Annotated in this window: 12 protein-coding genes and 1 tRNA gene; 1 reads left to right on the forward strand and 12 read right to left on the reverse strand. The window is 40.4% G+C overall.

Translation table 11 applies throughout. From position 1 onward, the window contains the following. Positions 1-126: 126 nt before the first annotated feature. The 3 genes from NFR46_RS05930 to NFR46_RS05940 all read right to left on the reverse strand — a co-directional run bounded on the left by NFR46_RS05930 (position 127) and on the right by NFR46_RS05940 (position 3369). Positions 127-199, reverse strand: a tRNA-Thr gene (locus NFR46_RS05930). Positions 200-384: 185 nt separating this feature from the next. Further along, positions 385-1722: an aspartate aminotransferase family protein gene (locus NFR46_RS05935; RefSeq protein ID WP_420908587.1), complete on the reverse strand. Its 1338-nt coding sequence runs from the start codon at positions 1720-1722 to the stop codon at positions 385-387. Between the two features lie 222 nt (positions 1723-1944). Next, a complete protein-coding gene (locus NFR46_RS05940; protein WP_251575544.1) occupies positions 1945-3369 on the reverse strand; it encodes an APC family permease in 1425 nt (474 codons plus the stop codon). A gap of 778 nt (positions 3370-4147) precedes the next feature. Between NFR46_RS05940 and nth the strand changes: the two genes are divergently transcribed. Further along, complete coding sequence (gene nth / locus NFR46_RS05945; RefSeq protein ID WP_251575546.1) at positions 4148-4789, forward strand: endonuclease III; 642 nt, start codon at positions 4148-4150, stop codon at positions 4787-4789. Between the two features lie 3 nt (positions 4790-4792). Here nth and NFR46_RS05950 read toward each other — a convergent pair whose 3' ends face one another. The 9 genes from NFR46_RS05950 to scrK all read right to left on the reverse strand — a co-directional run bounded on the left by NFR46_RS05950 (position 4793) and on the right by scrK (position 13444). After that, a complete protein-coding gene (locus NFR46_RS05950; RefSeq protein WP_251575548.1) occupies positions 4793-5650 on the reverse strand; it encodes an NAD(P)-dependent oxidoreductase in 858 nt (285 codons plus the stop codon). An 86-nt stretch (positions 5651-5736) separates the two neighbouring features. Continuing rightward, entirely contained in the window at positions 5737-7062 is a 1326-nt protein-coding gene (locus NFR46_RS05955; RefSeq protein WP_251575550.1) for an MFS transporter, read from the reverse strand. Positions 7063-7210: 148 nt separating this feature from the next. Beyond that, positions 7211-8119, reverse strand: a complete 909-nt coding sequence (locus NFR46_RS05960; protein ID WP_251575552.1) for a zinc ribbon domain-containing protein — start codon at positions 8117-8119, stop codon at positions 7211-7213. 83 nt (positions 8120-8202) lie between these two features. Then, a complete protein-coding gene (locus NFR46_RS05965; RefSeq protein WP_251575554.1) occupies positions 8203-9069 on the reverse strand; it encodes a PPK2 family polyphosphate kinase in 867 nt (288 codons plus the stop codon). 66 nt (positions 9070-9135) lie between these two features. Then, a complete protein-coding gene (locus tag NFR46_RS05970) occupies positions 9136-10323 on the reverse strand; it encodes an MFS transporter (protein ID WP_251575556.1) in 1188 nt (395 codons plus the stop codon). 154 nt (positions 10324-10477) lie between these two features. Further along, complete coding sequence (locus tag NFR46_RS05975; protein ID WP_251575558.1) at positions 10478-10744, reverse strand: hypothetical protein; 267 nt, start codon at positions 10742-10744, stop codon at positions 10478-10480. 157 nt (positions 10745-10901) lie between these two features. Beyond that, a complete protein-coding gene (locus NFR46_RS05980) occupies positions 10902-11921 on the reverse strand; it encodes a zinc-dependent alcohol dehydrogenase family protein (protein WP_251575560.1) in 1020 nt (339 codons plus the stop codon). Positions 11922-11992: 71 nt separating this feature from the next. Then, positions 11993-12403, reverse strand: coding sequence for a VOC family protein (locus NFR46_RS05985; RefSeq protein WP_251575562.1), 411 nt, complete (start codon positions 12401-12403; stop codon positions 11993-11995). A 162-nt stretch (positions 12404-12565) separates the two neighbouring features. Further along, positions 12566-13444, reverse strand: a complete 879-nt coding sequence (gene scrK / locus NFR46_RS05990) for a fructokinase ScrK (RefSeq protein WP_251575564.1) — start codon at positions 13442-13444, stop codon at positions 12566-12568. Between the last annotated feature and the right edge of the window lie 89 nt (positions 13445-13533).

Genomic DNA, 13533 nt, shown 5'->3' on the forward strand with positions numbered 1-13533 from the left:
ATATATTAGATCCTCTTATTTGTATGGTGACCTTTTTGTTGCAACACGTTTTTTGAATATTCAGCTTTTTCTGTGCGAAATAAAAAGCTAAACGCTGTTATATCAACGTTTAATTCAATAATTAAGAGCCGTCTGGCGGAGTTGAACCGCCGTGTCACCCTTACCATGGATGTGCTCTACCTATCTGAGCTAAGACGGCGATTAAAGTATAACCGAAATTGTTAATCACTTGCAAGTAAGCTAATCTTTAATGTTCCGGTAATAACTCACCCACACGATTAGGCTAAAAACAATCAGAAGGATAAAAATCCCTTATAATCTTTGTCAGTTATCTAACAAAATAATTATAAGGGATTATTTTGGTTATAAAGAATTTATTCGTTTCTACCAGCCTAGTTCTTCAGCATTTTCTGGGAGGGAAAGCTTTCCAGCAGCTTCCTCAGCAAATGCCTGATCAAGCATTGCAAAGGCTTGATCCAGCTCTTCTTCAGTAATTACTAGCGGTGGTTGGAAACGAAGAATATTCCCACGCAGACTAATAATAATGGCACCAAGCTCAAAGACACGGTACATGATCCGCGTTGTTGCTTCAGTATCGCCTTTACCTGTCTGCGGATCTACAATATCAATTCCACCGTCCAGGCCGTACATTCGCACATCACCGATAAAATCGTACTTTGCTTGCTCAACTTCAAAGAATTGCTGGGCTTTCTTACCAAGTTTAGTTGATCGTTCAAGAAGGTGTTCCTCTTGAATTACATCTAAGGTGGCATTAGCCGCAGCAGTTGTCACTGGATTACCCGCAGTGGTGTAAACATTGGCCGGTGCACCAAGGGATTCCATAATTTCTTTTCGTCCAATAATGGCACTAAGCGGCATCCCTGAAGCCAGAGACTTCCCGACTGACATCAGATCTGGTTCGATTCCGAAATGCTGGATTGACCACCATTTACCAGTCCGCCCCATTCCTTGATTAACCTCATCAATTGCGAAAAGAATCCCATTATCCTTAGCGAATTGGTAAATCTTCTTCATGAATTCCGGTGGTGTTTTAACGATCCCACCATCACCCTGAATCGGTTCAATCAGAATTGCAGCGACTTCATCAACTGGAAGATAAGTTTCAAAAGGTAATTTAAACATCTTGAAATAACGATCAACAAATTGTTCGTCGGTTTCATCAGGAAGTTTATCCCATGGATCAGGGAACGGCACCTTAATAACTCCTGGAAGCAACGGCCCCATCTTCCGTGCCATATTAAGTGAAACACTAGAAAGAGTCATTGAACCATACGTGGATCCATGATACGCCCCAGTAAAGGAAACAATATATTGGCGTCCGGTATAAGCTCGTGCAAACTTGATAATCGCATCATTTGCATCCGATCCAGAATTTCCCCATGCCACTTCAACTGGACCTGACATTGGTGCTAACTTTGCTAAGCGTGGTGCCAAACGAGCTGCCTGACTATTAGCAAAATATGCCGGTGTATATTGAATGATCTTTTGAACCTGCTCCTGAATAGCTTTAACAACTTTTGGATGACAGTGACCAGTATTAGTGGAACTAGCACTTGCTAATAAATCAATGTACTGGTTACCGTCAACATCGGTTAAAATTGCACCTCGTCCGCTATCAATAACGATATCGTAATATTTAACCCGTGCTGCAGTTGCAAATGCTTCATTTTCTTTTGCCAAGATTTGATGGTTATTTTCCATTGAACTCATTAGCAATCCCTCCCCTATTTATGCTTTTGATTAAATGCCAGTAATATGAGTTTGCCAAAAATTTGCTAGAGCTAGCGATTCTAGGCAGCATAGCCAAAATGTGCTCGCCCCGACGACCGCACGCTAGAGCCTAACTACGCTTGATTCCGATGCAAGTCATCGTTCATCAGGCTAGGTTAGTCAACCGCGTGCTAGTCCGTCGGGACTCGCACTCTATTTTTTGTTCAAGTACGAGTGTTTCATGCCATAGGCAAAATAGATAATTAAGCCAAGGACAAACCAACCACCGGCGTAGATTTTTGCTTGATAATCCAGTCCAAGGAAGACCATCAATGATGCAAGAAAACCAAGAGCTGGAAGAACAGGATAAAGCGGCACTTTGAATGCTGGGTCATTGATATCCTTACCTTCACGACGACGCAGTGGGTAAATTCCGATTGATACGAACATGAACGCGATTAAAGTCCCAGCTGAAATTAATTGTGAAAGGAAAGCAAATGGGAAAAATGCTCCAATCAAAATTCCAACAATGGTTAAAGTCCACAATGCTCGGTTTGGCCGGTTACTTTTATCTAGCTTACCAAGCCACTTCGGTAGCATCCCGTCACGACCAAATGAGTAGATCAACCGTGAACCAGCCATGCTCATTCCAATCAATGCGGTAAACATCCCAACAACAGCAATAGTTTGAACCACCGTTGCAACACCAGCATGACCAGCAGCACGTAGCGCAAGCCCAACTGGTTCAGCACTGTTAGCGTACTTTCCGTATGGGAGCATCCCAACAAGGACCAAACTAACTGCCACAAACAAGATTACGGCAATCGCAAGTGAACCGAGGATTCCTCGTGGCATCGTCTTTTGTGGGTTAATTGCTTCCGCAGAGTTAGCCGCGATTGAATCAAAACCAATGTATGACAGGAAGATCATTGAAACACCAGCGTAGATTCCTTGCCAACCACCGAAAGGACCATTTGCTGTTTCGTGATATTTAGGAATGAACGGTACATAATTGGTAGCATGAAGAGCAGTCAAACCAACCACAATAAACAGGAGAACGGCGAAAACCTTCAGGACAACCAAAACATTTTCAACCCGTGCTGCCCGAGAAACCCCACGGGAAATCAGAGCAGCAACCAAGGCGATCACAACAACTGAAACCAAGTCGACGATTCCGCCATCAGTTCCAAACGCGTTTGACAGTGATGCCGGGAGCTTCAACCCCATTGGTGCAATCAGTGCCCGGAAGTTGGCCGAAAGTCCAGAACCAACAAAGGCTAGCGCGATAAAATATTCTGCAAGAAGCGCCCAACCAGCGATCCAACCGAAGAATTCACCAAAAACAACGTTAATCCACGAATATGCTGAACCTGCAAACGGCATCGCTGCAGACATTTCCGCATAGGCAAATGCAACTAACCCGGCAACCACCGCCGCAAGTAAAAATGAAATTGCAACTGATGGTCCGGTGTGCATTGCCGCTACTTCACCAGGAAGAGTGAAAATAGAGGTGGAGACAATTGTACCGACCCCAAGTGCTAAAAAGTCCCGCACCTTCAATGAACGAACCAAATGGCCGTCTTTATTGGCATAGACACGCGGGTCTTCTTTTCGGGTAATTGTTTTCCAAAAACTCATAACCATTCCTCCTTCTCTATTAAATTTAGATTAGAATAATAAGAAAACATTAACTCATTCTAACAACCGATTGCACATTGGTCAATTGTAATTTAAATAAATATTCTATTTTTATTTAATTGAACATTTATGAAAAAATTCTAATTATCAATTTAATCAAAAAATAATTATTTAAACAAAAAAGCCTTCCAGAAATGGGGAATTCTGGAAAGCCTTCGTATAGAGATCAATCTAGCAGGTCTCATAGAGCATGTCTAAGCATCACTAATTTAATTAGGCTGGTTGAAGAACACTTATAACTCAGGTTTATTTAGGGGGTAAGCGTTTAGATAGTGTGTGCCCAAGTCATAGCAACAACCATTTAATGTTTATGAAACCATAGTCATGGGGAGGCGACAATGATTCCAGTTGAGGATAAAGCATTTACCAATTAAATTAAATTCAGTTTAAACATGATAACTAGAAGTCATTTGCCAACATTACAACATTTTAGTGAAACGACTAAAACGCTAGATCTTCTAGTTATAACCAAGCAATAATAATAATTATCACTTGTTCACTGTTAATTATGTCTTCTTACAGGGAAAATGTCAAATAAAAGCGCAATATTTTTTGAAATATTTATTGTTACAATGCCGCAATCCCGCGCCGCCGTATATATATATATATATATATATATATATATATATCATTAACCAAATGATAGATTAATACAACTAATTATTCTAAAAAGTAATTAGTTGTTTTATAATGAAACACATCATAAGGAGACGTTTCTATGCTTACAAATAAAGAAATTGTGGATGCAATTCACCAAATGCGTGCCATGTATCCAGAAGCTGGAACAACATTAAAAGCAGATACAACCTTTCATTTTTTATTAGCAACCATCTTAAGTGCGCAGTCAACGGATAAATCAGTGAATATGATTACTCCAGCCCTCTTTACTCGTTTTCCAACCCCTAAATCACTCGCTAAGGCTGAACCAGAAGATGCTGAACCTTACATTCAATCACTTGGTCTTTACCACAATAAGGCTAAATACCTTGTTAATGCCGCACGAGGAATTGTCACCAATTTTAACGGTCAGGTTCCTCATACCATAAAAGAATTAACAAGTCTTCCGGGAGTCGGCCGAAAGGTTGCTAACGTTGTCCTCGCTGAATGTTTCCACATTCCCGCCTTCCCAGTTGATACCCACGTTAGCCGTGTAGCACGACGCTTAGGAATGGTTAAGCCAAACGCAACTGTTCTTCAGATTGAGAAGCGACTAAAGGAAGCTGTCCCGAAAGACGAATGGCTTGACGCCCATCACGCAATGATCTTTTTTGGTCGTTACCAATGTACAGCGAGAAATCCAAAATGTAATAAATGTCCTCTTTTACCAATCTGTAAATATGGTCAAGATAATGTCTTTTAGGATTTAACCCCACCATAATTTAACTAGTGCTTGGGTTCCATCATTACCATAACCAGCATTAACTAACTTCTCATATAACCGAGTTGCTTCCCTTGTCATCGGTACCTTGATTCCCATCTTTTGTGCTTCTTCGAGTGCAATTCGTAAGTCTTTGAGAAAGTGTTTAGCAAAGAAGCCTGGAGTGTAATCATCCTCTAAGATTCGTGGACCATAAGTGCCGAGGCTGAAGTTCTCGGCTGCACCCGATTGAAGTGTTTTCATTACCTCTTGAAGATCAAGTTGAGCAGCCTTCGCATAAACCAATGCCTCACTCATCCCTAACATTGTTCCCGCAATCATGATTTGATTAGCCATCTTAGCGTTTTGACCGCTTCCTGCATCGCCAAAATATTGGACAGAGGAAGAGAATTGCTCGAATAATGGTTGTAATGTGTTAAGATCTTTTTTTTGACCACCAACCATTACAGTAAGCGTCCCCTTCTTCGCACCAATATCACCACCGGAAACTGGTGTATCTAAGACGTGGGCTCCTTGTTTAGTCCCCTCTTTGGCAATTTGCTTTGCTAGTGAAGGTTTACTAGTTGTCATATCAACAAGGTACTGGCCCGCATGAGTATTAGCTAAAATCCCGTTCTCACCAAAATATAATTCTTCAACGTCTGTTGGGAAGCCAACCATTGTAAAAACAACATCTGATTGCCTTGTTAGCTCAGCCGGCGTATCACACCACTTTGCACCATTTTCCATTACCGCTGCTGCATGAGCTTTTGTTCGGTTATATACTGTTACTTCCTGGTGTTTAAGAAGGTTATTAATAATTTCGGTCCCCATTACACCAGTACCAATAAAACCAATTTTCATCGTATCACTCCTAAAATATTACTTACCTAATATTATACAAATAAGTCCTCAACGTTTGTAATTCAAATATTGAGGACTTATTTTATTTATTTCGATGTAATATGTCGTTCTTTTAACGAGAAGATATGTAATGCAATAGCACATCCCAAGCAAAGAACCGTTGCAACAATCAAAAGAACCAAACCAGCATTCCAGCCATAATGATCTACTGCAACCCCGAGAAGACTGGTTCCAAGCGTTGAGCCAAGAACATAACTCATAAATCCGCGAAGCCCAACAGTTGAACCAACAGCAAATGGCGGCACAACTTCCATCGTTTGAACAGAATCAAGAAATTGAGGAATATAAACTAGACATCCGGCCAACGCTGCATAAATAGTAACCGCCGTTACCGACTTACTATTCCAGTAGCCAAAAATGCAAAAGACAATTAGAACGAGGGCAATCATTGCTGGTGGCATCCGGTAACTCTTAAACAACTTATCAGAAATAATTCCTGCTAGTAATGTTGACGGAATTGCAGCCCATTCGAAGAAGGCAAAAGCAACCATCATTTGACCATGGGTGAACCCTTTCGCTTGAATCAAGAAGATTGGTAACCAGGTTAAAATTCCAAAACGAATCATATAAACAAAGGTATCCATAAATGAAACAAGCCAAGCACCAGGATTATTAAAGACATATTTTGTTAAAATTTGCCAAGAACTTAAATCATGATAATCTATATTCCCTTGTTCTTGTTTAGTTTCGTCTAGCGGTGACAATCCCTCTTCTTCTGGACGGCCCTTAACAAAAACCAATACGATTAATGCAACTGCAATAGCAACTAATGCCGGGAAAATATAGATTGCAAATCGCCAATGACTAGCACCAACAATCCCCAACATGAAACCAGCAAGTGGTGAAACTAATCCCCCGCCAAAGTTATGTGAAGTATTCCAAATTGATGTTACAAATCCCCGTTGTTTTTTACTAAACCAGGTTGAAAGAATAATAAAGGATGGCCCAACTCCCATCCCCTGGAATAGCCCTAATAAAATTAAAATAATAGCTAATGACCACAGACTAAAGCCAAAAAATGCTAAACACATACTCAACAGCGCACAGATAATTAATCCAGTAGCCATAAAACGCTTTGGGTTAGCCTTATCCGACCATGCACTCATAACACCTTTACCCAAGCCATAAGCAATCAGCAAGCAACTAGATAACATCCCAATTTGTCCTTTAGAAAGATCTAGGGATGCCTTTAGCTGTGGCGTTGATAACGTAAAATTATTCCGCACAATATAAAAAGCAGCATAGCCAATAAAAACTCCAAATAACGACATCCACTTATACCTTTCGAATAAGGTGTGAGCTTTCTTAGAAGGCACTTGTGCTTTTTGCCGTGGTTTTAAAAAGCTTAACATATTACCATCTCCTACTTTTCTAAACTTCCTCCCCATCAATACAGCGCTTACACGGCAAGTTATACACTAAAAACACATAAAAAAACGGCAACGTGACTAAAACTAATAAATTTAATCACGTTACCGTTTTTTTAGATATTACTCGTACTTATTCGTGAGCAATCCCAACTTTTTGGGCCTTTTGTTGAACATTCTTTGCTTGCTTATGACTATTCAAGTATTTAATCAAATCTTGCTGTGAGACAGTCTCAACTGGATTATAGATATTTCCTGTATGTGGTGCATTTGGCGTACCAAATTCGTAAATATTTATACTACCATCCTGGTTGATCGTATAAGCCGAATAAACAACCTCATTATTACTATCCTTACTGTTAAAGGCAACATAAACCGTGCCACTTCCCTTTTCGGATAAGTAATTTACAATGTCTGGTTCTGTGGTTTCCTTAATCAGGATACCATTATTCGAATTATCAACAACATTCTTCCATTTTGAAATATTCTTTTGAGCAGCATAACTAGCAACTGCAGCCGCAAATTCATTTGGCTTCATGTTGGCATTTAATTTTTCTCCACTACTCTTCTTTGTAGCATTAGCCTTACTCTTTTTAGTTGCTTTTGAAGATAAGGATTTAGCTGCCTGCTTCTTTATACTCTTCTTGGATTGGGAAGATTTAGTCGAACTCTTCTTACTCTCAACCTTCTTTAATTGTGAAGAAGATTTCTTTGATTCTGATGCAGAACTCTCACTCGAATTATTTGCAACCGCATCACTACTTGTCGAAGATTCAGCAATGGCTTTTGTAGTCTGTTGAATATTTTGTTGGGCCTCAGTTTGTTCCTGGTGGTTATTAAAAATATAGCTTCCACCAGCAATAATTGCCAAAGCAGCAACAATCACCATTTCATTTTTATGACGAATCTTACTCTTAGCTTGCTTTTGTTGCCGTTGATCATAGAAAGAACTCATTTCGCCACGACTAAAATCATATCCACAAGAAGGACAAATTCGCTCCTCCTGTGGGACATTTTTCCCACACCATGGGCACTTTTTCATTCAATATCCCCCCCATCATAAGTTACTTCATTAATCACATTATAACCCCAAATGCAAAGAAAATGAATTTTTTGTAACCAAAATCACTTCTCGTTCAATAATTCTTCTTTTGCTGAATCCAATTTAGCCGTTTCTTCTGGGGATAACTTGGGATAAGCTAACGGTAACTTTTCAATTTCCTTGGTTAGAATATCCGAAACAATTAACCGTGAATACCACTTATCATCTGCAGGAACAACGTACCACGGGTTCTTCTTGGTTGCGGTCGCATTAATTGCCTTTTCATATGCCTTTTGGTACTGATCCCAGTATTGACGTTCACGAATATCAGATGATGAGAACTTCCAGTGCTTTTTCGGAAGGTTAATTCGCCGCAAAAAGCGCTTCTTTTGCTCTTCCTTTGAAATATGAAGGAAAAACTTAAAGATCACAAAGCCGTTTCGTGAAAGGTACCTTTCGTAATCACTGATATCTTGGTAACGTTCCTTAAAGAAATGACTGTCAACATCACTCAAAGAATCAATTCCTGGCAAATTGGCATTTAAAATAATTTCTGGGTGAACACGAGAAACGAGGACGTCCTCATAGTATGACCGATTAAAGACACCGATTTCTCCTCTGGACGGTAATTCCTTATTAATCCGCCAAAGGTAATCATGACGGAGCTCTGTCGATGTTGGTTGCTTGAAATTAGCAACCTTAAAGCCAATTGGATCGACACCGGAGAAAATATGGGCGATCATACTATCTTTACCAGCCGCATCCAATGCTTGAAAGACAACTAAGATCCCATATTTATGCCGCGCGTACATCATTTTTTGCGCATGGCGAATATGATGAAGGTTTTCATCAATCTGTTTCTTAATTTTCTCTAATTCATCAGCGCTGTCTTTAACTTTAGTTGGCGCCTTTTTAATATCAAAATCATCACCTGTATACTTATAATCCATTCTTTGGGCCTCCAGATTCAATTATTACCTTCATTCTAGCACTATCGATATGATTACTAACCAGATTCAATCTTGAACACTAATCTTACGTAGGCGAAGACCGATAATAAACGCAACGATTAAGAAGACAATTACAAACCAATATGGGTATTGGTAATTAACGTCTAACAGCGCACCAGTAATTAATGGTCCAATAATGTTTCCAATACTAGTTAGTGACATGTTAATCCCGTTAAGGAGCCCCTGGTTAGTCTTACTCATCTTTGTAAGTAAGGTTGTAATTGCGGGACGCAGAAGATCAAAGGCTTCGAAAACAAATAACGTTGCAACGATTAATTGCCAGTGAGAATGATCATAAATTACCAGGATTGTCCCAATAATGCTCAGGAGAAAACTATATTCCATCAAGCGAACCTCACCTAACCACTGAACCAGCCGTTCAAAGAAGAATACCTGGAGGATCAGAGAAATAATCCCATTCAGCGTTAAAACAAGTGCAATTGCCCCGAGATCGAAGTTATGAACCTCGTTAACATAAAGGCTATAAATGCTTTCAAAACCGGCTAATCCAAAGGCAGCAACAAAGATCATCCCAAACAAAACTGCCAAGGTAGGAGTCATAATCTGCTTTATCTGTTGCCAACTACTACCAAGGAGTTCTTTTTCGGGATCCTTAGTCTTACTTTGAAATCGTTCATCTTCATCATGAGGAAGAAAACGCCAAGCAATTATTGTACTTACCAACCCTAAAATTCCCGCAATCCAAAACGGAAACTTATAGTTAACGTGGGCTAAAATACCACCAAGACCTGGGCCAAGAATTAAGCCACCACTAAACGCCGCGGATAACCACCCAATCACCTTTGCTCGATCACGTTCTGTTGTAATATCAGCCGCAAGCGCCATTGAAGTCGGGACAAACATTGCCGCAGAAAGACCGTCAACCGCACGAGAAAGATCAAAAACCCACAAGTGCTGAGCCAAGGCAAATACAAATTCCGCGATCGCAAAAATCAGGAGGCCCCACACAAGCATTGGTTTTCGACCAATTTTATCGGAAAAACGACCTACAATTGGTGACGCGACAAATTGGATAAACGCAAATAGTGATGACATTACTCCCATATCGAAAGCAGTAAAGTGATACTCATTCTTGATAAATGGCTCTACCGGAAACACTAAGCTCATCCCGAGGCAAATCAGGAATTCGCAAAATAGGACCACCGCAATGATCCGCTTTACTTCTTTCGTCATTTCAACTTTCCTTTCTATAAAAGAAAGCGGCACCCGTTGAATGGCACCACTTCCTAAATTAATGATTATTATCTATATAGTATCAAAAAAGCTGGTAAGAAGCATCATTTCTTACCAGCTTTTTTGATTAATATGTGGAGTTATTTGACCTATTTTACCAAGGGAAACAAGTCAAGAATGTTGCAAAGCTAAAGAAAACTCCCGGGAAATTGGCCCAGAACACTGGCCAGTCACGATTCTCCTTAAAGAATGCATAGATACTCCAAAGAGTACAGTTGATACCCGCAACAAACGGCTGAAGCGGTGCACCATAATTTCCGTGCAAGTTATTGTAAATCTGTGCAATGTAAGATACATACATCAAAATAGCAATTACACTGGCAATTCGTCCTAACCAGTTAATAAACGTCGATTCTTTCATTCTCTCTCGTTCCCCTTTTCATAAAATAAATTTTCTATATCTAATCAATGAAAGCTCAAATTTGGAAAGACATGCTCGTCCACGCCAAATGGTGAAAAAGCCTCAGAAAAAGATTTGAAATAAGATGTAGAAAATATGCTTACCCTAACAACATAACTTAGGCATCTTCACCGGCAACCTTAACAATTGCCTTTGCAATATTACCTAACTTACCACTAACAAAGTCTTCAACGTGGGCGAAGTCCAAAACATTAGAAATTAATGGTAGTGGATCAACGTCACCGGATTGAAGCAAGGCAATTGAGTCTTCGAAAGTGTAAGGATTGATGAAGGTTCCTTGAATTGTTAATTGCTTTTGGTAAACCTTGTAAGTATTTACCTTGAATTCTGAATCAGGGTTACCAACACCAAACATCAATACTTGACCACCACGACGAGCAGCTTCAACAGCTTGTTCCTGAGTCTTTGGTAGACCAACAGCTTCAACAACAACGTCATATGAATCCTGCTTTACTTCTTCTGGGTGGGTCATATTATTAATGGTCTTAAAACCGAAGTGCTTCCGGTTATTTTCAAGCTTTTCGTCAACGGTTCCGGCAAGAGTAACTTCACGAACACCACGAGCCTTCAAGATTTGAGCAATTAGTTGACCTTCAAAACCGTCACCAATAATCAATGCATTTTGGTATGGGTGAGTAGTCAATAAGTCAACAGCGTGCATTGCACATGAAATTGGTTCAATTACAGCTGCAGCTTCAAGTGAAACATTGTCAGGAACATGATAAACAACTTCTTCTGGAGCAGTGAAGTATTCTTCAAAGCCACCGTCACGGGTAACACCAACGGCATCAAGGTGTTCACAAAGCTCTGGACGGGATGTTCGGCAATAGAAACACTTGTGACAATAGATGTTTGGATCGACGCTAACCCGATCGCCAGCTTTGAAGTCTTCAACTTCACTACCAACAGCAGCAACTACACCAGAGTTTTCGTGTCCTAATACAATTGGTGGAACAGCATCAGCTGAACCAGGAAGGCCATTATACAAAGCCTTATCGGTTCCGCAAATACCAGCCCAGGCAGTGTGAACTAAACCTTCATTAGGCTTAACTTCTGGCTTCTTGTAGTTGTCATCAATTTCTAACTTTTTCTTACCAGTCATTACTAAAGCTTTCATCAGATATTCCTCCTACACTAACAAAGTGATTAGGGTCGATCTGAACTAAGGGATAAGGCCTTTACTGGGGATTAATCCTTAACAACTTCACAAAATTCAATGGTTTCATCATTTGGGCCAACAATGTTAAAGAACTTAATTCCATGCTTCCAGAAGTCAAGGTGTTGAACTTCATCTTCCTTAACATTGAATCCTTCTTCTTTAGCAGCCTTAAATGCACCATCTGCGTCTTCAACGTTTAATGAGATATGGTTAATTGCGCCAGTCTTGTGAACAGCACCATCACTGTCCCAAATTTCTAACATCAAGTGACCAACATTCATGAATACCACTTGGTGTCCTTGGTCATCAGTATCGAATTGGCCTTGCTTCTTGAAACCTAACTTTTCCCAGAAAGCAATTGTCTTCTTCAAGTCATCAGTTGGGATCCCAACGTGGGCCAAATCGTCATAGTAACCTGCTAAACTCTTGTTAAATGCCATAAGTCTCACCTCCTTTAAATGATTATTTTAATTTAGTAAGTTATTTGCTACTGTGCTTCGCCCGAGTTCCCTAGAGCTAGTAACCCTCCTTCCTAGGCATAAAACGCCTTCCTCAGGAGAAATTGCTAGTCTTCCGGAAACTCTTTTGAGCAAAGACACTCTCTAATTTGTTGCTGCCTTTAATGCAAGGGCAAAGTCACCGATGGTAGCGGAGCCATTGTGTTGAGCTAATGGCATAGTAATGTACTTATCAAGGTCGCCAACTTCAACGTAATCATTAAGAAGCTTCTTGAATTCACGGCGAACCTTCTTCAAGAATTCTTCACTAACAACACCACCACCAAAGACAATTTGTCCTGGGCGGAACATCAGGGTTGCGTTAACAGCAGCTTGGGCAACATAGTAAGCCATGATGTCCCAAACGTGATCAGTCAACGGAACATCTTTACCCTTCTTGCCTAGACGAGCTTCAAATGTTGGACCACTAACTAGTCCTTCAAGACAGTCGCCATGGAATGGGCAAATCCCCTTAAAGTCAAGGTCGTCAGGGTGACGCTTTAACCGGATATGTCCCATTTCGGGGTGACCCAATTCGCCAACAAATTTACCGTCAATTACAGCACCGGCACCAACACCAGTTCCGATAGTGTAGTAAACAAGTGAATTAATCTGCTTATTAAACAGAGTTGAGAGAACATATTCACCGTATGCTGACCCATTAACATCCGTTGTCCAAGCAATCGGAACATTGAAATGCTTCTTAAATGGGCCAACAAAATCGGTATCTTGCCACCCCTTCTTCGGGGTATTAGTAATGTAACCATACTTTGGTGAACTCTTCCGAATCTCGATTGGTCCGAATGAGGCGATAGCAATGGCACTTAAATCATCTTTGTATTGATCAAACCATTCGATACACTTTTGGAGCGTTTCTTCAGGAGTCGTTGTTGGAATATGAATCGAATCTTGAACTTGGTAGTTGATATTACCAACGGCACAAACAAATTTTGTCCCACCGGCTTCAATACTTCCTAATAACATAGCAACTCCTCCTTACTTATTCTCGTCCATTTCAGTCCGTAACTTCTTGCCGACTTCTTCGTATCCTGGCTTGCCAAGAAGGCCAAACA

Source organism: Limosilactobacillus agrestimuris, assembly GCF_943193105.1.
In the GTDB taxonomy this organism is placed as follows: domain Bacteria; phylum Bacillota; class Bacilli; order Lactobacillales; family Lactobacillaceae; genus Limosilactobacillus; species Limosilactobacillus agrestimuris.